The organism is Pseudomonas fragi (assembly GCF_025426255.1).
GTDB lineage: Bacteria > Pseudomonadota > Gammaproteobacteria > Pseudomonadales > Pseudomonadaceae > Aquipseudomonas > Aquipseudomonas kulmbachensis.
The window spans coordinates 3,019,505-3,041,290 of record NZ_CP104861.1 but is presented as its reverse complement, the minus strand read 5'-3'; the positions used below and the strand labels follow the sequence as shown (position 1 = coordinate 3,041,290).

Here is a 21,786-nt window from a genome sequence, read left to right as displayed (position 1 = left end):
AACGTGACGCCAGGCGTCACGCTCGTATTACGACCTTATGAGTTACTTGCGGATCCAGGCCTGGTCCCAGGCGCGACCAGCACCAGGCTCGTAGGCGTTGTTGGCTGGGGTGTAGATCTTGCACCAGCCGCTGTAGGGGTACGGTTTGCACTCGTAGGTGTTGCCGTCTTTGGCCAGTACTTTGGTACCAGCTTTGTAGGAGGCGAGGCCATCTGGGAAGACGAAGTCGTACTCACCGCCTGCCGCTGCATCCTTGAGTTTGAAGCTGTGGGTCTTTTGCAGCAGCTCGCCTTTTTCCGGCTTGGCCACGACCACCAGGTCGTAGTCACCGGCAGTGGCGTCCGTCACTGGCAGTGAGAAGTGCGGCGTGTTTTCCCCGGCATTGGCCTGTTTATGAGCGATGCTCTCACCCTTGGAATTGAACACAGTGGCGTCGATGGTGTACTTGCCGCCTTGTGCCACAGCGTTGAAGTGCAGGTTGGCAGTGCCGTTGTTCAGGGTGTAATCGGCAGCCAGTCCGCTCAGGGTCAGGGTACCCGGCATAGATGCTTGATCTTTCTGGATTTCTACCCGTACCACGTCGCTCTTGGCCATTTTGAAGATGCCGTTGAGGCCGTAGCTTGGCGTGATCTTGTCGTCAGCACCGACCTGACCCATCTGGTAGCCAGCACTGGCTTTGTTTACTTTCTCAGCCAGCAGGAATGGCCAGGTTTTGGCCTGGGCCTGTTCGGTGTTGCTGATTTCGAGCACGGTCTGGCGAGCATTCTGTTCACCGGTTGCAATGAACACGCGGGTCATCACTTTATCGCCGATTTGCAATTGTTCAGGCTGTACCGCGCCTATCTGACTCCATTGGGACTCAGGGGCACCGTCGTTATCGATGTTGACGTCGATCGCTTGGTAGAAGGTGGCGTCAGTGTCGGCGATGCGCCAGGCAGCGAGGACGACGTGGTAACCAGTGTGATCGGCCGGAATGTTGACCTGGTGCTTGGTGGGTACGTCGGTGGACGGGATGTTGTTGTTACCATTTTCATGCAGCAACGGGATCAAGTCGAAAGAATCACGGGTCAGTGGCTGGTTCGGGTTCCAGTCTTTCTTGGTGATATAGAACTGGTAGTAGGCACTGGCATGGCCGGCAGCGTACTTCCAGCGGAACTCGTTCATGCCGGACTTGATGTTGGTTTTAGACCAGCGAGTGCTCGACTGCTCGTCAAGCTCATTGAACTTCTGCAGACCGCCGCTGGCGATGTGATCATCTGCCGGGCCGCATTTGGTGAAGTCGCCAGGGCAGTACGCACCGTTGTGATGCTGCTGGGATGCAGGTACGTACTCAACGCTTTGTGGCTCGTAGGTAACGCTGCCGCAATTTGCGTTAAGCGCTCCGCCTACGGGGCTGCACATGAAAGGGCGGGACTTGGGGCTTTCAATATAACCGTGAGCGAATGCTTGCTGCGAAGCCAGAGTGGCCAGGCCAATCGCCATGGCCAGAGGTAGTTTGCGCAGCGCGCTTGCACGTTTGCTTTGAATCATTGTGAATCCTAGATAGTTTTTTTAATTGAGTGTGGCGCCAGCAAGATCGGGGGGGAGTGTTCATCCGGTCTTTGAAGACCCGTTCAGGATGCCCGGGGTGGGGGTGTGCGAACATGGGACGAGTACGAGATACGCCCGCAGGGGAAGTGCCGGTTAGCGGAGTGTGTGATTGGAGGGCGCCGACCTGTGACCGTCCTCGCGGCGCACGCCAGTGCTCGGTTGAGCACCCTGCAGGTGCTGGCGAGGGGGAACGAAGATGTGTTGTGCAGCAGGTATAGGCCGCGCAAGTCAGCTCTTGGGCAAGATCGACGTTGAACCGCTGCCGTATGGAATCACGCCGATCGTAGACTGGACCGGCGGACTACAGCATCAGTTATGGCTGGGGCGGCTAACGGCCTGGACTGCGACGCTTGATATCGTCCAGCAGACCGTTCAACACTGACAATAAATGTACCTGCGCCACTGTCACGCTGACACTCTCGCCGATGGCCTGGCGTACGCCCTGGCAGGCCCGTAGCAATCCAAGCGCATCGATATTGCAGGCTAGGCCTTCAAGGCGGTGCATGAATTGCTCGATGGCTTCGTCGCTGCTGTTGGCCAAAGGCTGTTGCAGCCGTTGGCATTCTTCGGTGAGATTGCGGTGCAACTCCACCAGCAAGCGGGAGATCAGGCTCGGATCAGCTCCCGCCAGGTCTTCCAGATGGCTCAGGTCGAAGCCTTCGGTCGCGCAGTGCAGGCTTGGCGGGTCGTCGGTTTCGAAAGGTTGCGGTACTTGCCCAGCGAGTGCTTCGCGCAGGCGGGCCAAGGTCACGGGTTTGATCATCAAATCGTTCATGCCCGCGTCGCGACAGCGTTGGCTCTCCACCGTCAGGGCGCTGGCGGTGCAGCCAATGATAGGCCTTGGCGCCAAACCCAATGCCTGTTCGCGTTGACGAATGGCCTGAGCCAGTGTGTAACCGTCCATGCCGGGCATGTTGCAGTCGCTGATCAGCATGTCGAATGGTTCGCGCTCCCAGGCGTCCAACGCAGCCAGGCCGCTGCAGACGAAGGTGGCATGATGACCCAGGTTGCTCAGCTGTTGTTGTAACACCAGGCCGTTGGTCGATACGTCGTCCACGATCAGTACTTTGAGCGGTTGGCTTAAGGCTGGCACCACAGCGCGCTGCGGCTTGGTGTCCGGTGCCGTCTGCCAGGTCAGCGGTAGTTCGACACTGACCCGGCAGCCTTGGCCCGGCTGGCTATCGAGCCAAATTCGGCCGCCCATCAATTGCACCAGTTGGCTGCAGATATTTAGCCCCAGACCAGAGCCGCCATACAGGTGCGCGACTTCGGCGTGGGCTTGCATGTAGGGTTCGAAAATACGCGACTGGATGGCCTGGGGTATACCGATGCCGGTGTCACTGACCAGCAGGGTCAACAGGCTTTTGTTACCTCCCAGATCCAGTTCTTCAACACTGAGTCGAACCTGGCCACGAGCAGTGAACTTGAGTGCATTACCCAGCAGGTTTTGCAGCACCTGGCGCAAGCGCATAGGGTCCAGCAGGTGCTGTCTCTGGGGCGTCAGCCCAGTATCGTCGAGGCTCAGGGCCAGGGTTTTTTGCCCGGCCTGGGCGGCAAACAGATCAAGGCAGTCTTGCAGCAGCGCTGTCAGGGCCACCGGTTGAGGGGCCAGTTGCATTTGCCCGCTCTCGATCTTGTCGAGATCAAGGATGTTTCCGATCAGGTCGATCATCGAATTGGCCGACTGCTGGGCAATTCGCAAGTTTTCCGACGGTGCTCGCTCGTCCTGGCTTTCCAGTTCCAGCAGACCGACCAGCGCATTGAGCGGGGTGCGTAGTTCGTGGCTCATGGTGGCCAGGAAGTTGCTCTTGGCAGCACTGGCGTTGATGGCGGCCTGTTGCGCCTCGCGCAGTTTGAGTTCAAGGCCCTTGCGCTCGCTGATATCTATCCAGCCGCCGAGCAGGCCCTGCAGCCTGCCGCGCGCATTGTAGAACGGCACTAGCCAGTGGTAGATATGCCGCCGCTCGCCGTTGCTCTCGAGGCAGCCATCGAAGAATTGCGGTTGGCGGTTTTCCAGAAGTGCCCGGTATTGGTCTTCGAGGTTCAGTGCCAAATTGTGCGGGGCCATGCCCTGCTCCTGCGGGGTGGTGCCTTGCAGTTGCTCCAGGGAACTGCCGAAGAAACTCTCGTAAGCACGGTTGCAGGTGCTCAAACGCAACTCCAGATCACGCACGTAAAGCGGTGTCGGCAGGCCGTTGAGCAAAGAGAACTGGAAGGCCAACTGGTCGCTCAGTTGATGCTGGGCGGCACGCCGTTGTCGGACTTGCACCTTGAGCCGCCAGTTCCATAGCAGAGACAGCAGGATCACCACCAGCGCCAGTACCACGGCATGCCAGAAGCCTTCCGGCAGTTGCTCCCAGGGCGCTTTGTCGTTCTGGTGGTTGGTCAATAACTTGACTTTGCCGTTGAACTCACCGGCTACCGATCCGAGCAATTTATCAAGAATGCCGCGCAGCTCAGGGGCGCTTGGGCTGATCGCGAACACCTGGGGCAGGGACATGGCCTGGATGACTTGCCCGGGCCTGAGGTCGCGCCCGATCATCCAGGGTTGGCGTCCTCGAGTGCTCAATGCGGTATTCAGGGTGGCGTCGACCTTGCCACTTTCCACCAGCTCCAGGGTCTGTTCAGTGGTTTGAGTGCGCACCACTTCAATCTGTGGGTAGCGCGTTTTCAGCCAGTTATCCAGTGGGTGTTTGAGTGGCAAGGCAAGGCGCCGGCCGGCCATGGCTTCCAGGGAACTCGGTGAACTGGCGTCGCGGCGAATAACGAAAGTCCAGGCCAGGGCCCCAAAGGGCTCGCTGAACAGCAGGCTTTGTCGACGCTCTGCGGTGGCCGGCAGGCTGGTTGCAAACTGGGCGCGTCCGCTTTGCAGCAGTTGCTGGTCGGCGACTGGCGATTGGCTGTCGAGCACTTCCAACTGAAGCTGGTAGGCGTCGGCCAGGCCGCGCAGGATGTCCATGCCCAAGCCGCTCCACTGGCCCTGCGCGTTACGGTAGAAGTAGGACTGTTGTTCGCTGGCGATCAGGCTCAGGGTTGGATGCCGGTGCAGCCATTCGCGCTCTTTTGGGGTAAGGGCAAACGCGTCCGTCGGGGCGAATAGCCTGGTGGACTGGGTGCGTTGCTCGACGATCTCGCGATTGCGTGCTTCGGGGATGCTTTCCAGGGCAACGTTGATCAGGGTAATCAGATCGTGCGCGCTGTCCCGTGCGGCGAAAGAAAAACCCTCACTGTTCAGGTGGGCGGCGAACTTGTTCTGCAGTTGCATCTCGGGCAGGGCAAGCATATGAAAGTTGGCGCGTACCTTGTCGCCAATAAACGCGTCTGCCTCACCGTCCGCCAAGCGGCGCAGCCCCTCCGCGGCGCTGGGTACCGCGTTGATCCTTGCGCCCGGGTAAACATGGCGCACAGTGGACAGGTCCATATAGTCGGCGAGCAGCAGTACTCGTTTGCCCTGAAGGTCTGGGGGCAGGCTGTTGTCATCGTTGCGCCCGACGATGATCGGTGCATTGGCCAGGTACGGGTGGCTGAGTGTCAGCTTGGCATGTTGGCGCTCAAAGTCGGTGACACGCGTGAGCAGGTCAATATCTCCAGCGTTAAGCTTATCGATTGCCGCAGCAACACTGGGACAGGGCACTTCCTCGATTGTCAGGTCGAGAAAGTCGCCGATCAACCGCAGGTAATCCTCGGTGATGGCGCGCAAGGTTTGGTCGGCACCGATTTCATGCGCATGTTCGGGCGCAATAATACGTGCCACACGCAACGTCTTGCTCGGCAGTGCCTGACGCATAGCGTCGAGCTGCGCGAGGGTGATTGAGGGCGATTCGGAGTGGCTGGCGTGGGCAATGTTGGGCAGGGCACACAGGCCGAGCAGGCAAATGGTGATCAAAGACTGGAGGATACGAGGCAGGTGAACAGCCCTCACGTCAGTCCGTTCTCCTGGATATAGAGGTAGAGAGCGGCGTTAGTGTCTAGCCCCAGTTTGCGCATGGCACTGGTCTTCTGGTTGCTGATGGTTTGTTTGCTGCGATTCAGGTGCAGGGCAATCTCGCCGATTGTCATACCGCTGCCGTAAAGGCGTAACACTTCGACTTCGCGCGGCGAAAGTTGTTCGAGTTGCAGCAGCGGTTTACCGTGCTCGGCCACCCCCAGGTCCAGCAGTTTCTTGAACAGACCCGAGAGAAAGGGCTCTCGGGCACTGGCATTAATGGCTTTGGGTAAATCGTTGAGCAGCCCTCGCTTGCTTACGAGACCCTGGATTCCGAGTTTGAGCAACGAGCCAATCAGTGCCTGGTTGTTGAGCATTGTGACCACCACTATTGCCAGTTGCGGGTAGCGGCGGCGTAGTTGCTGGATTAGCCGCAGGCCGTCCGCCTGTTCACTGTCGGGCATCATCAGGTCGGTGATCAGCAAGTCGCAGGGTTGTCGTTCCAGTAGCTCCAGAAGCCCGCTGACGTCTTGCGCTTCACCCACGATTGAGATTTTCGGGTAACCGTTCAACAGGGCGCGCATTCCGATCAGTGTGATGGGGTGGTCATCGACAATCACGGTTCGGATTAGCATTGGATCGGGGTTAGCTTGATTCAGGGGAGGGGGTGCTTGCTGGCCGAACAATAGAGCTCCAATCACTGTTTATGAAACAGTGTGATGTTTTTTGAGGGGGATTGATGATGTCGGGAGCAGGAAGTGCATCTGAAAAGTCAACCGTCAAGCGCGCGATTTTAATACGTTCTTTCCATTTCTGGGCGGAATTTTATATTTTTACGATCAATGCCGGTTCCTGAACCGCCGCCCGCACCTTAAACCCTTCGATATGCTCGCCATCCTTGTGTACTTACGACGCACTATTACGACTGCCAGCAGCGGCGGGCAGGGTGGCAAAAGGACAGTTTGTCATCCGGCTTTCATAAAAACGTAACAATGCTGCTGCAAAGTTCGGGAGCCCGTAATCACAAGGAGTTCCTTTAATGAAAAGCTTGATGAAGTCTGCTGCACTCGCCGTTGCGGTTTCTCTTTGTGCCACCTCGGCATCCTTCGCCGCAGAGAGCGTACGCCTGACAGGTTCCGGTGCCAGTTTCCCGGCACCGATCTACCTCACATGGTTCAAGGATTTCAGCAAGAAAACCGCGGGTGTCACTGTGGATTACCAATCCAAGGGCAGCGGCGCGGGTGTACAGGACTTCCTGAATAGAACCGTCGATTTCGCCGCCAGTGACTCGGCCATGAAAGAGGAAGACATTGCCAAGGTCGCCGAGGGTGTGCAGTTGCTGCCGATGACCGCAGGTGAAATCGTTCTGGCCTATAACCTGCCGGGTAATCCCAAGGGCCTTAAACTGCCTCGTGACGTTTACTCCAACATCTTCCTGGGCAAGATCACGCGCTGGAACGATCCGCAGATCGTCGCTGCCAACCCCGAGCTGAAACTGCCCGACACGCCGATCACCGTTGTCGTGCGTGCAGACTCCAGCGGTACGACTGCGGTGTTCACCAAGCACCTGGCGGCCATCAACCCGGAGTTCAAGCAGGCGCTGGGTGAGGGCAATACCGTCAACTGGCCAGCCAGCGACAAATTCATCAAATCGCCCAAGAACGATGGTGTGACAGCTACCGTACGCCAGACCCCGGGCGCGATTGGTTACATCGAGTACGGCTTCGCCAAGCTGGCCAAGGTTGACTTCGCCCAGTTGCAGAACAAGGCCGGGCAGTACGTTGTGCCGAACGCTGAGAGCGGTGCCGAGGCACTGGCTGCGGTGAAAATGCCGGAAAGCCTGGTGGCCTGGTTGCCGGACCCGGACGGCGCCAAGTCCTACCCGATCACTTCCTACACCTGGATGATCTTCCGCAAGGACAACGGCAACCCGGCCAAGGCCAAGGCCATGCGTGAAATGGTTGAGTACAGCCTGACTGAGGGGCAGAAAATCGCCGACTCGATGGGTTACATCCCGCTGCCGCAATCGGTTGTCGATCAGGTTCGCAAAGCGTCCGCCAACATCCAGTAAAGCTCGTGAGGCCTCTCTCGGTGTGCGCTGTCAGCCATGCCGGGAGAGTTTCCCCCTCTGTTCCGGACTTAGCCAATGAACAAACCTTTTGTGGTGCCGGTTAACCCGGACTCTGCCTGCCAACCACCTTCTGCGAAGGACTTTCTGGTTGATCGCACCTTTCGTGCTCTTGCGCGTATAGGGGTGGTCCTGGTGTTGGCCTTGGTATTTGCCCTGGTATTCGAAGTAGGGCGCAAGGCGCTTCCAGGCATGGAAAAACACGGTTTTGACGTGATTTTTGGCAGTGTCTGGGACGTTAACCAAGGAAAGTACGGCATTTTGCCGGCTATCTGGGGCACGCTTTACAGCGCCATGATTGCGTTGCTGATCGCAGGCGTTTTCGGCGTCAGCATGGCGATTTTCCTTACTCAGGATTTCCTGCCCGCCCAACTGGCAGCGGTGTTTCGCACCATTGTCGAACTACTCGCAGCCATCCCCAGTGTCGTCTATGGCCTGTGGGGGATCTACGTGGTAATTCCGGCAATTCGCCCGCTCGCGACCTGGTTGAATACGGAACTCGGCTGGATACCCTTTTTCGGCACGTCCTTGAGCGGGCCGGGGCTGTTACCGGCAGCACTGGTACTTGCCATCATGATTCTGCCGACCATTGCCGCCGTTTCGCAGGACGCCCTGACCGGCGTACCGATGAAAACCAAGCAGGCCGCCTATGGCATGGGAACCACCCATTGGGAAGCGATTCTCAAAGTGATGGTGCCGTCCGCCGCCACCGGCATCTTCGGTTCTTTGGTTCTGGGACTGGGCCGCGCGCTGGGCGAAACCATGGCCTTGGCCATGCTGGTCGGCAACGCGAACAATATTTCCCTTTCTCTGTTCGCACCGGCCAATACCCTGGCAGCCCTGTTGGCGCTGAACTTTCCCGAAGCAGGACCGAATGAGATCGAGGTGCTGATGTATGCCGCACTGGTACTCATGCTGATCACGCTGATCGTGAACGTCCTCGGCTCGATGATTATGGTTTATGCCCAGCGTGGTAATAAGTGATGACTGACTTAACGTCCCATATAACCGCCTTGCCAAGCCTGCAACGCAAATTTGAAGGCCGCGCTCTGCGCAGTCTGGTGTTGACCACACTGGTTTGGGTTGGCGCGCTGCTGGCCAGCGTACCGCTGATTTCCGTGCTCTACATGCTGATCATGCGTGGAGGGGCGCGCCTGAGCCTGGAAGTATTTACCGAGCTGCCTCCAACCGGTTTCGAGACCGGTGGCGGCTTCGGCAACGCGATGGCCGGCACCTTTGTCATGGTCGGTATCGCGGCTGCAATCGCGGTGCCGGTCGGCATCATGGCGGCCGTGTTCCTGGCCGAACTGGGACCGGACAGCAAGCTGGCGAACGCTGCGCGCTTTGCCGCCAAGATGCTCACGGGCCTGCCTTCCATTCTGGCCGGGGTTTTTGCCTACGCCCTGGTGGTGATGACCACCGGTACCTACTCGGCACCTGCAGGTGGCGTGGCACTGGCGGTACTGATGTTGCCCATCGTTGTGCTGACGGCTGAAGAGTCGATGAAGATGGTGCCCAAGATCATGAAGGATGCCGCTTATGGCATGGGCTGCACTCGCTCACAGGTGATCTGGAAAATCGTATTGCCTACCGGCCTGCCGGCGATCCTGACCGGTGTAATGCTGGCCGTAGCCCGCGCTGCGGGCGAGACCGCGCCGTTATTGTTTACCGCGTTGTTCAGCAACTACTGGATCTACCACGACGGCAGCCTGGCGGTCATGAACCCGACGGCCTCGCTTGCCGTACTGATTTACAACTTCTCCGGCATGCCTTTCGACAACCAGCTCGAGCTCGCATGGGCGGCCTCGCTGGTTCTGGTGATGATTGTGCTGGTCGTGAACGTTATCAGCCGTATTTTCGGCAAACCCAAGTATTGAGCACGGGAGCACCTGAATTTTGAACGTATCAACTGCGCAAAAAACCGCTCCGTTTGTCGCCCAAACGCCTGTGGTCATGGATTGCAAACTGGACAAGATTTTCTACGGCAACTTTATGGCTGTACGTGACAGCCATGTGCCAATCGAAAAAAACAAGATCACCGGCTTCATCGGCCCTTCCGGCTGTGGCAAAAGCACGGTGTTGCGCAGCCTTAACCGGATGAACGACCTGGTCAAAGGTTTTCGTTTTGAAGGGCATGTGCATTTCCTCGGCCAGGACGTCTATGGCAAGGGTGTTGATCCAGTGGTCGTGCGCCGCTATATCGGCATGGTGTTTCAACAGCCCAATCCGTTCTCGATGAGCATTTTCGACAACGTTGCATTTGGCCTGCGCCTCAACCGCTACAAGGGCGACCTGGGTGATCGCGTCAAGCACGCCTTGCAGGGCGCCGCGCTGTGGGATGAAGTCAAGGACAAGCTCAAGGTCAGCGGCCTGTCCCTGTCGGGCGGCCAGCAGCAACGACTGTGCATCGCTCGCGCGATTGCGACTGAACCCGAAGTGCTGTTGCTTGATGAGCCGTGTTCGGCGCTCGACCCGATCGCTACCCGCCGAGTCGAGGAGTTGATGGTCGAGTTGAAGAAGGACTACACCATCGCGCTGGTCACCCACAATATGCAGCAGGCCATCCGTGTCGCTGACACCACGGCCTTTTTCTCGGTGGATATTTCCCAGGGATCGCGCACCGGTTATCTGGTTGAGATGGGGCCTACGACCCAGATATTCGACAACCCGCGTGAACAAATGACCGAGGATTACATCAGCGGCAAGTTCAGCTAGGCAACCCCCACGTCCGGTCAAGGCCACAGGTCTGCAACAACCAACGGCCTTGACCGGTATCTGCTCGCTTTACTTACTTATCTACCGTTTGCGGGATTGCCAATGTCTGTAACTCATCGTCTTGATTTGCCAGCGATTGAACGCGCACTGCGTGAGGTGCAAAGCCGCTTTGCCGAGCTGAGCATGCACTTTACCGAGCAGCGTGATCCCTTGACTGATGAAGTTCTGCACAATGTGCTTGAGGGCTATGCGCTGATTGACGACTACGTTGCACGTGGTGTCGACCTGTTTGATCTTCAGCAACTGAACCTGATGCTGGAAATCAACGCCACCGTTCTTTGTGGCCGAGACCCGGCACGCCGACTGGAGTACGCCCAGCACCTGGCTGCGACCGAGGAACACTTCTTCAATAACGTTGAGGGTGGGATCAAGGACTTATACAATTGGTACTGCTCGTATCGCAGCGAGTCAGTCTGGAAGCGGGCGGCGGGTGTTTATGTGCGCATCCTCAGCAAGCCGCAACTGTTTATAGAAGGCAATAACCGCAGCGGGTCGCTGATCGTCAGCTACTTGCTGATGCGCGCCGGGCTGCCACCGTTCGTGCTGACACTGGACAACGCCGAGGGCTATTTCAACCCGTCATCGGTTATTCGCAACTCAGCTAAACATGGTGTCAAGGCATTGTACGAACTGCCCAAGATCAAGAAAAAATATGCAGCATTCCTGGAAGAACAGGCACCTGACCCAATGAAGTTTTTTCTCAGTGACAAGCCCATGCCCACCTGTAAGGGCGGGCATCGATGAGCCGCTATCCAATTCTCGATACCTGCCGAGCTTCCGTTGGTCGGGCATGGCAGGCAATCGGCTGTGTTTTTGCGAGGCAACTGTTCGGTCGGCCGCGCATACGGATTTCGTTTGATATCGATGACACGCTGGCCTGCCAGCTCCACCATTGCGCCGTCGAGCGAAGCCGGCTGCCAGCCTGTGTTCATCGTTGGCTGGGTGAGCCGTTGCGGATCGGAACCCTCTCCCTGATCCGGGAGTTACGTCGCCAGGACTGCAGTATTTGGGTGTACACCTCGTCGGGTCGCACTCCGGCCTACATCCGGCGTTGGCTATTGCTGTACGGTATCCGCGTCGACGGAGTGGTCAACAGCGTGCTGCATAACCGTGCTCTGACAGTGCATGGGCTTTCGAACTCGCCATCGAAATTTCCACCGGCATTCGATATCGACTTGCATGTCGATGATTCCGAAGGTGTGCAGATAGAAGGCAAGGATCACGGCTTTCGGGTCGTTGTAGTACGTCCGGATGATGAGAACTGGGCGCAAAAAGTCCTCGATGCAGTCACTGCAGTCCAGGCCCAGCTCGCCTGGCAGCAACCACACCGGTACAAGGAGCCGGTGCGCAAACGCACTGAAGCTTTTTCCTCCTGAGGCATCAACACTAATCATCGACTGCTGCCATGCCGCACTTTCTGCTCTTTCGATCTGCAGTGAGTGCGGGCACAATACGCATCCTTTTTTTGGCTAGCCTTGCCCGAGGCCTCGAAATGATCAAAACGCCATACTACCTAATCGATAAAACAAAGCTGCTGGCGAACATGCAGAAGATCGCTTACGTGCGCGAACAGTCCGGGGCCAAGGCCCTGCTGGCACTCAAGTGCTTCGCCACCTGGTCGGTGTTCGACCTGATGCAGGAATACATGGACGGCACCACATCGTCGTCGCTCTATGAGCTCAAGCTCGGTCGACAGAAGTTCGTTGGCGAGACTCACGCCTATAGCGTCGCCTGGGCCGACGATGAGATCGAGGAGATGCTCGCCAACTGCGACAAAATCATCTTCAACTCCATCAGCCAGTTGCAGCGCTTTACCGAACGCTCCGAAGGCAAGCCTCGTGGCCTGCGCGTCAACCCGCAGGTGAGCAGCTCCGACTACCTGCTGGCCGATCCGGCACGTCCGTTCAGCCGCTTGGGCGAATGGGATCCGGTGAAAATCGAAGGCGTCATTGATCAGATCTCGGGCTTCATGTTCCACAACAACTGCGAGAACGGCGACTTCAGCCTGTTCGACAAGATGCTGTGTACCATCGAAGAGCGCTTCGGCGAGTTGCTGCACAAGGTCTCGTGGGTCAGCCTCGGTGGCGGCATTCACTTCACCGGTGAAGATTATGCGCTGGACGCGTTCTGCGCACGCTTGAAGGCTTTTTCGCAAAAGTACGGCGTGCAGGTCTACCTGGAACCCGGCGAAGCGGCGATCACCAACAGTGCCTCGCTGGAAGTCAGCGTGCTCGACACCCTCTACAACGGCAAGAACCTCGCCGTGGTAGACAGCTCCATCGAAGCTCACCTGCTGGATCTGCTGATCTATCGCTTGAACGCCAAGCTGGCGCCGAGTGAAGGCGAGCATACCTACATGGTGTGCGGCAAATCCTGCCTGGCCGGTGATATTTTCGGGGAGTACCAATTTGATCGTCCGTTGGCCATCGGCGATCGGCTGTCGTTTATCGACACCGCGGGCTACACCATGGTCAAGAAAAATTGGTTCAACGGTCTGAAAATGCCGTCCATCGTAGTGAAACAACTCGACGGTACAGTCGAAGTTGTTCGTGAATTTGGTTACGACGACTACCTGTCCAGCCTTTCTTAAGCTGGCGGATATAGGAGAGACAAAGCAATTGAAAAAGAACGTTCTTATCATTGGTGCAGGAGGTGTCGCCAAGGTGGTGGCCCACAAGTGCGCGCAGCACAACGACGAACTCGGTCGTATTGCTATCGCGTCGCGCAACATCTCCAAATGTCAGGCCATCATTGATAGCGTCAAGGCCAAGGGCAGCCTCAAAGTGCCCGCCGATATCCAGGCTTTCTCGCTCAATGCCCTGGATGTAGAAGCGACCAAAGCGTTGATCCGCGAGACCGAATCGCAGATCGTCATCAACGTCGGTTCCGCTTTCCTCAACATGTCGGTACTGCGCGCCTGTATTGATACCGGCGTGGCTTACCTCGACACCGCCATTCATGAAGAGCCGGGCAAGGTCTGCGAGACCCCGCCTTGGTACGGCAACTATGAATGGAACCACCTGGAAGAGTGCAAACAGAAGAACATTACCGCCATCCTTGGCGTGGGCTTCGACCCGGGTGTCGTCAACGCGTATGCAGCGCTGGCGCAGCAACAGCATTTCGACCACATTGATTCGATCGACATTCTCGACGTCAATGCGGGCTCGCATGGCAAATACTTTGCTACCAATTTCGACCCGGAAATCAACTTCCGTGAATTCACCGGACAGGTATGGAGCTGGCAGAACAGCCAGTGGACCAGCAACGCCATGTTCGAAGTCAAGCGCACCGATGATCTGCCGGTGGTCGGTTCGCAGAACCTGTACCTGACGGGTCACGATGAAGTGCACTCACTGTCGAAAAACCTCGACGTGCCCAATGTGCGTTTCTGGATGAGCTTTGGCGAACACTACATCAACGTGTTCACCGTACTGAACAACCTTGGCCTGCTCTCGGAAAAACCGGTTACCACGGCTGAAGGCCTGGAAGTCGTGCCGCTCAAAGTGGTCAAGGCCGTACTGCCTGACCCGAGTTCGCTGGCACCCGGCTATACCGGCAAGACGTGCATCGGTGACCTGGTCAAAGGCACCAAGGATGGCAAGCCCCGCGAGATGTTCATCTACAACGTGGCTTGCCACGAAGAAGCCTTTGCCGAGACGGAAAGCCAGGGCATCTCCTACACCGCCGGCGTTCCTCCAGTGGCTGCGGCCCTGTTGGTGGCCCGTGGCGAGTGGGACGTGCAACGTATGGCCAACGTCGAAGAACTGCCAGCAGAGCCGTTCCTCAAGGCGCTGGATGTGATGGGGCTGCCGACCCGCATCAAGGACGAGAATGGAGATCGTCCCTGGAACAGCAACGTCTGAGACACCTGAAACGAAGGTGAATCGCGCTTCCCGTTCCCTATGCAAAAACGCCGCTCTTTGAGCGGCGTTTTGCTTTGTGCGTTGGAGGTGTCTGTGAAACCAGGGCCACTCAAACAGTTGCGTTATTGCTCCCACTGCTCGAGCAATATTGATACGAATTTTTCCGCTGCCGGAGATAGTGAGGCGCCTCGACGGTAAACCAGCCCCAGCGATCGGTTTACGATGGGATCTATCAAAGGCACGCTCACCAGTGTTGGATGATCCACGGCAGGCATGGCCAAACTCGGCATTGCCGATACACCCAATCCGGCTTCTACCAGGCCAAGCGAAGTTGACAGGTGTTGCACCTCGTAGAACCACTGCGGGCGCCAGCTCAGGCCCGACAAGGCGTGGTCAAGCAACATCCGGTTGCCGCTCAGTCGACCGACCCCGATAAGGCGGTAATTGCTCAGCTCAGCCCAGGACACCGAGCTACGTTCTGCCAACTCATGATCGCGTCGACAGGCTAGAACAAAAGGTTCGTTGACCAAAGGCACAAACTCTATGTCGGGGTGCTGGCCGCTCATCATGTTGATGCCAAAGTCGGCTTCGCCGCGCAGCACAGCCTCCAGCCCTTCGTTTGCACTGAGATCAAGAAGGCGGATGCGGATTTGCGGGTAGCGCTCGTTGTAGAGGCGAATCACCGAAGGCAGGAAGTAGAAGGCTGCGGTGGGGATACAGGCGAGGGTGACACGGCCACTTTGGCGCTCGGCCAGCTCTCGGATGTTAAGTATCGAATCGTCGAAGTCATCCAGCAAGCGGCGAGCCTTTGGTAGAAAGTCCCGTCCAACACTTGTAAGACTTACTCTTCTTGTCGTGCGATCAAGAAGCGCTGTGCCCAGTCCATCTTCGAGCTTTTTCATCCTGCGGCTTAATGCCGGTTGGGATAGATGCAACGCATCAGCTGCTTCGTGAAAGCTGCCAAGTTCTGCGATTTTCACGAAAGATCGGATGTCATTGAGCTCATAGTTCATGTCTGTATCTCAGCCGAAGAGAAGAATGCAGCTAAATCATCCTAAATTTATCATTCGTCAAACGCAATAATCCGGCTGATATTTGCATTGGAAACAATTCTGGAAGCCTGCGACTCTTGCTTTCAAGACATCAATCACCCCGATTGATCAACAAGAGTCGATGTCATGCAACGAATTCCCTGTGTGCTAATGCGCGGTGGTACCTCCAAGGGGCCGGTATTTCTCGCCTGGGATCTTCCTGCTGCGATCCAGGAGCGGGACGAGTTATTGCTCAACCTGATGGGCTCTGGCCATGAACTGGAAATTGATGGTATCGGTGGGGGGAGCCCACAAACCAGCAAAGTGGCAATCGTAAGTCCGTCGCTGCACGCTGATGCGGATGTCGACTATCTGTTCGTTCAGGTCATGGTCTCTCAGCGTCGGGTCGATACCGCACCCAATTGCGGCAACATGTTGTGTGCCGTCGGCCCGTTTGCCATCGAGCAGGGGCTGGTAAAAGCCGCCAAAGACCTGACTTGTGTGCGTATTCGCAATCTCAACACCGGGACATTTGTGAACGCGCAAGTACAGACCCCTGACGGAAAGGTCAGCTATGAAGGCAACACTTCCATCGACGGTGTGCCGGGTACCGCCGCTCCCGTGCAACTGACTTTCCTTGATGCTGCGGGTAGCAAGACCGGCAAACTTTTCCCGACCGGGCAACCCCTGGATTTGATTGACGGTGTTGCGCTGACTTGCATCGACATGGCGATGCCTATGGTGATCATTGAAGCTGGTCAGTTGGGTAAGCGCGGAGATGAAAGTCCTGCTGAATTAGATGCCGACGTCGAGTTCCTTCGTCGCCTGGAATCCCTGCGCCTGAAAGCCGGTCTGGCAATGGGCCTGGGTGATGTCAGTGACAAAGTGATTCCCAAGCCAGTGCTGGTGTCACCGGCCAAGGCTGGCGGCACTATTCAAGTGCGCTACTTCATGCCTCACAACTGTCATCGCGCGCTGGCGATCACCGGTGCCATTGGCCTGGCTACTGCTTGTGTCACCGAAGGTAGTGTGATCGCGCAACTGCTCGGCAACGTCAGCGAGCCGCGCTTGAAGCACGTGCGTATCGAACATCCAAGTGGGGGGATAGACGTTGTATTGTCTTACACCGGTGCTCAGGGCGAGACAATTCGTGCCTCGGTAGTGCGAACATCGCGCAGGCTGTTCTCCGGTTTTGTTTACGCCACGGCTTCCCAACGACTCGCCGGGTAATTTCCTCCAGGTCATTGCCGCTTTTGCATCAGCACAATTCTAAAAATGGGTGATGCCATGAAAGTTGTAAAATCGCTCTACTTCCAGATTCTTTGCGCCGTAGTATTGGGCGTGCTGTTTGGACACTTTTGGTCGCAACAAGCCATTGCCTTGAAACCGCTTGGTGATGCGTTCATCAAGCTGATCAAGATGATGATCGCACCAGTGGTGTTCTGCACGATCGTTACCGGTATCGCCGGAATGAGCGACAAGCGCTCGCTAGGGCGTTTGTTAAGCAAGACCATGCTGCTGTTCCTGGCGCTGACCGTGATTAGCCTGATCATCGGCCTGGTGTCGGTCTACCTGTTCAAACCCGGTGTCGGGATGAATATTGACCCGACCCAGCTAAGTACCAAGGGGTTGTCGCAGTACACCGATTCGGCTGCGAAGCTGGGAGTGGTCGAGTTCTTCATGCACATCATTCCTGACACCTTCATGGGTGCTTTCAATAAAGGTGAAGTGCTTCCTGTGTTGTTCATTGCAGTACTTTGCGGTTTTGCGCTTTCGGCCATAGGTGAGCGGGGCAAGCCGGTACTGGATGTATTGGAATCTGCATCACACATGGTGTTCAAGATTTTCTCCTATCTGATGCGCTTTGCTCCGATTGGTGCGTTTGGTGCTTTGGCATTCACCGTAGGCCAGTACGGTATTACATCGCTCGGCTCGTTGGCCAAGCTGATCATGACCTTGTACATCGCCTGTGCCTTCTTCGTCTTTGTAGTGTTGGGGAGTATTTGCCGGGCTAACGGCTTCAGTCTCTGGAAGCTGCTGCGCTATTTTCGGGAAGAATTTTTGGTGGTGCTCGGGACTTCTTCCACCGAGCCGGTAATGCCGCGGATGTTGGAAAAACTCGAGGCCCTGGGATGCAAAAAAGGTGTGGTGGGGTTGGTGTTACCAACGGGTTACTCGTTTAACCTCGACGGCACGGCAATCTACCTGTCGCTGGCAGCGGTCTTCATTGCCCAGGCTTGTAATATCGACCTGAGCTTGACGCAAACCGTGACCATGCTGGCAGTCATGCTGTTGTCCTCCAAAGGGGCCGCAGGCGTCACCGGGGCCGGCTTTGTCGCGCTGGCCTCGACCCTTACCGTAATTCATGACATTCCTCTGGCTGGCCTTGCTCTGTTGATTGGTATCGACCGTTTCATGTCGGAAGCCAGGGCGTTGACCAGCCTGGCAAGCAACGCCGTGGCTACCGTGGTCATGTCCATCTCGGAAAATGCCTGCGATCGCGAAACCCTGATGCGGACATTGGACGGCAAGCCATTGCTCGATGCGGCCCAATCTCGGAACGAGCCTTGGGATGGCCCTAAGGTCGTTGAGCGCGTCTGACCCGTCACTGCAGTTTCATAATCCAATAAATATCTCGTAAGTCCTCCCGCCAGACACCGTTGGTTCGTGTCGTCCGGCGGGATTGGGGTCGTGCGCCTTTGCGTCGGCCGCGCTATTCATAAAAACAAGAGAATTGACCTATGCTCGCATTTCTTGGTTTGGCCATGGTGGTCGTCTTCACCTTTCTAATTATGACCAAACGGCTCTCACCGATTGTCGCGCTTGTTGTAGTGCCGATCGTCTTTGCTGTCATTGGTGGCTTTGGCGGCACTACTGGCAAGATGATGCTCGATGGCCTGAAAATGGTCGCCCCTTCGGCTGCGCTTCTGCTGTTCGCCATTTTGTTCTTCGGCCTGATGATTGATGCAGGGTTGTTCGACCCGCTGATTCGAAAAATCCTCAAGCGCGTGAATGGCGATCCGATGAAAATCGCTATTGGTACTGCTCTGTTGTCATTGGTGGTCGCACTCGACGGCGACGGTACAACCACTTACATGATTACCTGTGCGGCGATGTTGCCGTTGTACAAACGGATTGGCATGAACCCCATGATCCTGGCAACCATCGCCATGCTGTCCTTGAGCATCATGAGTGGCATGACGCCCTGGGGCGGGCCTGCAACCAGAGCAATCGCGGTCCTGGGCCTGGATGCCGGTGAATACTTCGTCCCGCTGCTGCCGACGATGATTGGTGGTGCACTGTGGGTAGTGTTTACGGCTTTTATGCTGGGCCGTGGCGAGCGCAAACGCATTGGTAATGTCCAATTGCAAAGCGGTGGGGGCAATTGCTACATCAAGGCGATTCTTGAAGATACGCCGCATAAACGTCCCAAGCTGGCCTACATCAACCTGCTGCTGGTGATCGCGGTGATGGTGGCTTTGGTAATGGGGATCATGCATTCGGCGATCCTGTTCCTGATCGGCTTTGTCCTGGCACTGATGATCAACTACCCGCAACTGGATATTCAGAAAGAGCGCATCCTCGCTCATTCCGGCAATGCGATGACGGTGGTGCTACTGGTGTTTGCCGCCGGTATCTTTGCCGGGATCTTCTCGGGCACCAAGATGGTCGACTCTCTGGCGCAAACTATGGTGGACTGGATTCCACCGTCATGGGGGCATCTGTTCCCGCTGGTGGTGGCGATAACCAGCATGCCGCTGACTTTTATCCTTTCCAACGATGCTTACTACTTTGGGGTGGTGCCGATCCTGGCCAACGCCGCGGCGGCCTATGGCATCGACCCGGTTGAAATCGCCCGGGCCTCGATACTCGGGCAGCCAGTGCACTTGATGAGCCCGCTGGTGGCTTCAACCCTGTTGCTGGTGGGGATGGTTGACCGTGACATCGGCGACTTCCAGAAGGCTACCGTTAAATGGGCGGTGTTGACGTCCCTGGTGATTACAGCTCTGGCCTTGCTGACCGGGGCGATAAGCCTGTTCTCCTGAGTTACCCGATTCGCCTCGATAGTACCGGATGCCTCACGTGTGGGGCGTGCGCTGAGTTGCACCCTGAATAACAATAAAAGAGTGGTTTCATATGAGCATTTCATTTACCCGTTGGGTTTCTTTTCCTCTTGTTGCCATGCTGCCATTGGCCAGTGCAAGTGCAGAAGGGTTTATTGAAGACAGTAAGCTCAAGTTGCAGCTACGCAATGTTTACTTCAATGAAAACTTTCGTGATGAACATGGCTTGAGCGCTCGAGCGGCAAGAATCGCGAAGAGTGAGAGGACGGAATGGGCCCAAGGCTTTCTGCTGGATTACCAGTCGGGATTTACCCCTGGCACCCTCGGTTTGGGTGTTGATGCGCTGGGCCTGTTCGGGGTCAAGCTCGACTCTGGCCGTGGTCGTAGCGGTACTGGCTTGATGCCTGTCCATGATGATGGACGTGCGGCAGACGAGTTCGCAAGTCTCGGAGTGACCGCTAAAGCCCGGCTGGCTAAAACCACGTTGAAATACGGCACTTTGCTCCCCAAGACGCCGGTACTGATTTACAACGATGCACGCCTCTTGCCTCAAACGTATCAAGGTACCCAGATCAGCAGCATAGATATCGAGAACCTCACTCTGACCGGGGGCTACCTGGACCGATTCAAACTGCGAGACTCCACCGACAGTATGCCGATTGTGTCCGATGGCTATGGCGGAGATAAATCAGGGGACTTCAGCTATGCCGGTGCCGAGTACACGCTGAGGAAAAACGTACGCTTGAGTTACTTCTACGGCGAACTGGAAAATTTTTACCGTCAGAATTTCGCCGGTATCCAGCACGATCTTCCCTTGGGCACTGGCGTGCTGACCAGTGACCTGCGCTATTTCAACAGTGTCGATAGCGGATCGGCTTACGGCGGCAAAATCGATAACAACATGCTGAGTGGGCAACTGTCTTACGCCATCTCCGGGCATACCTTCGGTGGTGGTTACCAGACCCTCAGCGGCGACGCAGGGTTGCCCTACATCAGCGGTGCAACCGTTTACTCGTTCAGCAACGCCGGCATAGGCAAGTTCATCGAGGAGGACGAGAAGACATGGATGCTGAACTACGGCTACAACTTTGCCGCCCTCGGAGTGCCTGGTCTGGCCTTTACCACTCGCTATCTGAGCGGTAACGACGGTAAGTCCAACACCACGGTCAAGGAGTGGGAACGTGATGCCGAACTTGCTTATGTCGTGCAACAAGGCACCTTCAAAGGCTTGGGCGTGCGGTTGCGTAATTACGTTTATCGCTCTGATTATTCACGTGGGCGAGACAGCAACCGAATCTACTTTACCTACGACATCGCTCTCTGGTGATCTGCTGAACGTGGCCTTACCTTGAACGGAGGCCAGAATACGTTTCTGGCCTGAGCGCGCCCCGGTAGGGGCGATTCAGCGTTCAATGGGGTGGACGTTGCTGCGGCGACCCTGCTCGAACCACTGGGTTCGACCGTGTTTATTCAACGCTCTTGTTATGCGCCAACAACAAATTGATCAAGACCCTGATCACATTGGGCAGCGCTTGCAGGTCGCGGACCAGAATACTTCGCTCACGAACCCGCCAGGGTTCGTCCAGCTCGATGACTGACAAGCCCATAGTCTGCTGATGACGACGGGCTGATGACTCCGGCAGGATGGCGATACCCACTCCCGCTTCGACCATCCTGCACATCGCTTCGAAACTGTAGACCTTGATGCGCATGTTCAATGTCTTGCCGAGCAGGGCGACTTGCTCATTCAAAAAGCGCAATAGGGTAGTGCCTTCGTGCAGGCCGATGTGCGGATAGGCCAGAGTCTCGGCCAGTTTGATCGACTTGCGTTGGGCCAGCGGGTGGCCGAGAGGGGTGACCAGAATCAACTGGTCAGTGCTGAAGTGGATGACCTGCAAACTGTCGGCCTCGACCGGGCCAGCAATGATGCCCATATCTGTTGAGCCATCCATCACTCCGCGAACAATGTCACGGCTCAGTCGCTCTTGCAGGTCAACCGTCACTCCCGGTCGTTCGGCGAGAAAACCGGCAAGGATTTCGGGCAGGAATTCGGTGGCGGCCGTGGTGTTGGCAAAGATCTTGATATGCCCCGAAGACTCGGTTCCGTACTCGGTGAACTCGCTTTTCATGTAGTCCACCTGGCGCATGATCACGCGCGCATGGTGCAAAAACAGCTCGCCTGCCGGGGTCAGCTCGACGCCACGGCTGTCACGGTACAACAAGCGGCTGGAGAGGTTCTCTTCCAGGCTTTTGATCCGGGCACTGGCCGCTGCCGGGGAGATAAATGCCTTGCGCGCGCCCTGGGTCATGCTGGGGGATTCGGCGATATGAATGAACAGGCGCAGGTCGACCAGATCAAAATGCATGACTGCTTTCCGCTATGGATTGGTTCTGGCGTTAAGTAAAACCG

General features: G+C 56.7%; 17 protein-coding genes. 12 read left to right on the top strand and 5 right to left on the bottom strand.

Translation table 11 applies throughout. The features are described from left to right. Nucleotides 1-42: 42 nt before the first annotated feature. The 3 genes from gbpA to N7D90_RS13840 form a co-directional block, all read right to left on the bottom strand. Nucleotides 43-1,530 carry an N-acetylglucosamine-binding protein GbpA gene (gene gbpA, locus N7D90_RS13850; RefSeq protein WP_261738557.1) on the bottom strand — a complete coding sequence of 496 codons (1,488 nt, stop codon included), beginning with the start codon at nucleotides 1,528-1,530 and terminating at the stop codon, nucleotides 43-45. Between the two features lie 388 nt (nucleotides 1,531-1,918). Continuing rightward, nucleotides 1,919-5,512 (bottom strand): ATP-binding protein, encoded by a 3,594-nt coding sequence (locus N7D90_RS13845; RefSeq protein WP_261738556.1) that lies wholly within the window; start codon nucleotides 5,510-5,512, stop codon nucleotides 1,919-1,921. Beyond that, nucleotides 5,509-6,150, bottom strand: a complete 642-nt coding sequence (locus tag N7D90_RS13840; RefSeq protein ID WP_261738555.1) for a response regulator transcription factor — start codon at nucleotides 6,148-6,150, stop codon at nucleotides 5,509-5,511. Before N7D90_RS13840 ends, N7D90_RS13845 begins: the two co-directional genes overlap by 4 nt. Nucleotides 6,151-6,554: 404 nt before the next feature. Between N7D90_RS13840 and pstS the strand changes: the two genes are divergently transcribed. The 8 genes from pstS (at nucleotide 6,555) to N7D90_RS13800 (ending at nucleotide 14,281) form a co-directional block, all read left to right on the top strand. After that, nucleotides 6,555-7,586, top strand: coding sequence for a phosphate ABC transporter substrate-binding protein PstS (gene pstS, locus N7D90_RS13835; protein ID WP_261738554.1), 1,032 nt, complete (start codon nucleotides 6,555-6,557; stop codon nucleotides 7,584-7,586). A 75-nt stretch (nucleotides 7,587-7,661) separates the two neighbouring features. Then, nucleotides 7,662-8,627 (top strand): phosphate ABC transporter permease subunit PstC, encoded by a 966-nt coding sequence (gene pstC, locus N7D90_RS13830; protein ID WP_261738553.1) that lies wholly within the window; start codon nucleotides 7,662-7,664, stop codon nucleotides 8,625-8,627. Continuing rightward, on the top strand, nucleotides 8,627-9,520 hold the full coding sequence (gene pstA / locus N7D90_RS13825; protein ID WP_261738552.1) for a phosphate ABC transporter permease PstA: 894 nt from the start codon (nucleotides 8,627-8,629) through the stop codon (nucleotides 9,518-9,520). The genes pstC and pstA overlap by 1 nt, the downstream gene beginning before the upstream one ends. Before the next feature lie 76 nt (nucleotides 9,521-9,596). Beyond that, nucleotides 9,597-10,358 (top strand): phosphate ABC transporter ATP-binding protein PstB, encoded by a 762-nt coding sequence (gene pstB, locus N7D90_RS13820; RefSeq protein ID WP_261742447.1) that lies wholly within the window; start codon nucleotides 9,597-9,599, stop codon nucleotides 10,356-10,358. Nucleotides 10,359-10,460: 102 nt separating this feature from the next. After that, nucleotides 10,461-11,162, top strand: coding sequence for a hypothetical protein (locus N7D90_RS13815; RefSeq protein ID WP_261738551.1), 702 nt, complete (start codon nucleotides 10,461-10,463; stop codon nucleotides 11,160-11,162). After that, nucleotides 11,159-11,794 (top strand): hypothetical protein, encoded by a 636-nt coding sequence (locus N7D90_RS13810; protein ID WP_261738550.1) that lies wholly within the window; start codon nucleotides 11,159-11,161, stop codon nucleotides 11,792-11,794. Before N7D90_RS13815 ends, N7D90_RS13810 begins: the two co-directional genes overlap by 4 nt. A gap of 116 nt (nucleotides 11,795-11,910) precedes the next feature. Then, the gene (locus N7D90_RS13805) at nucleotides 11,911-13,008 is read left to right on the top strand and encodes a carboxynorspermidine decarboxylase (protein WP_261738549.1); all 1,098 of its coding nucleotides are present in this window, start codon (nucleotides 11,911-11,913) and stop codon (nucleotides 13,006-13,008) included. Nucleotides 13,009-13,036: 28 nt separating this feature from the next. Further along, a complete protein-coding gene (locus tag N7D90_RS13800) occupies nucleotides 13,037-14,281 on the top strand; it encodes a saccharopine dehydrogenase family protein (protein ID WP_261738548.1) in 1,245 nt (414 codons plus the stop codon). Between the two features lie 122 nt (nucleotides 14,282-14,403). Here the strand turns inward: N7D90_RS13800 and N7D90_RS13795 are convergent, their stop codons facing one another. Continuing rightward, entirely contained in the window at nucleotides 14,404-15,294 is an 891-nt protein-coding gene (locus tag N7D90_RS13795; protein WP_261738547.1) for a LysR family transcriptional regulator, read from the bottom strand. Between the two features lie 165 nt (nucleotides 15,295-15,459). Here N7D90_RS13795 and N7D90_RS13790 point away from each other — a divergent pair, with 165 nt between their 5' ends. The 4 genes from N7D90_RS13790 (at nucleotide 15,460) to N7D90_RS13775 (ending at nucleotide 20,703) form a co-directional block, all read left to right on the top strand. Beyond that, on the top strand, nucleotides 15,460-16,542 hold the full coding sequence (locus N7D90_RS13790) for a 4-oxalomesaconate tautomerase (protein WP_261738546.1): 1,083 nt from the start codon (nucleotides 15,460-15,462) through the stop codon (nucleotides 16,540-16,542). Between the two features lie 45 nt (nucleotides 16,543-16,587). Beyond that, nucleotides 16,588-17,913, top strand: a complete 1,326-nt coding sequence (locus N7D90_RS13785) for a dicarboxylate/amino acid:cation symporter (protein WP_261738545.1) — start codon at nucleotides 16,588-16,590, stop codon at nucleotides 17,911-17,913. Between the two features lie 140 nt (nucleotides 17,914-18,053). Next, nucleotides 18,054-19,358, top strand: coding sequence for a CitMHS family transporter (locus N7D90_RS13780; protein ID WP_261738544.1), 1,305 nt, complete (start codon nucleotides 18,054-18,056; stop codon nucleotides 19,356-19,358). Between the two features lie 91 nt (nucleotides 19,359-19,449). Then, on the top strand, nucleotides 19,450-20,703 hold the full coding sequence (locus N7D90_RS13775; RefSeq protein ID WP_261738543.1) for an OprD family porin: 1,254 nt from the start codon (nucleotides 19,450-19,452) through the stop codon (nucleotides 20,701-20,703). Between the two features lie 139 nt (nucleotides 20,704-20,842). Here the strand turns inward: N7D90_RS13775 and N7D90_RS13770 are convergent, their stop codons facing one another. Beyond that, the gene (locus N7D90_RS13770) at nucleotides 20,843-21,742 is read right to left on the bottom strand and encodes a LysR family transcriptional regulator (RefSeq protein ID WP_261738542.1); all 900 of its coding nucleotides are present in this window, start codon (nucleotides 21,740-21,742) and stop codon (nucleotides 20,843-20,845) included. Between the last annotated feature and the right edge of the window lie 44 nt (nucleotides 21,743-21,786).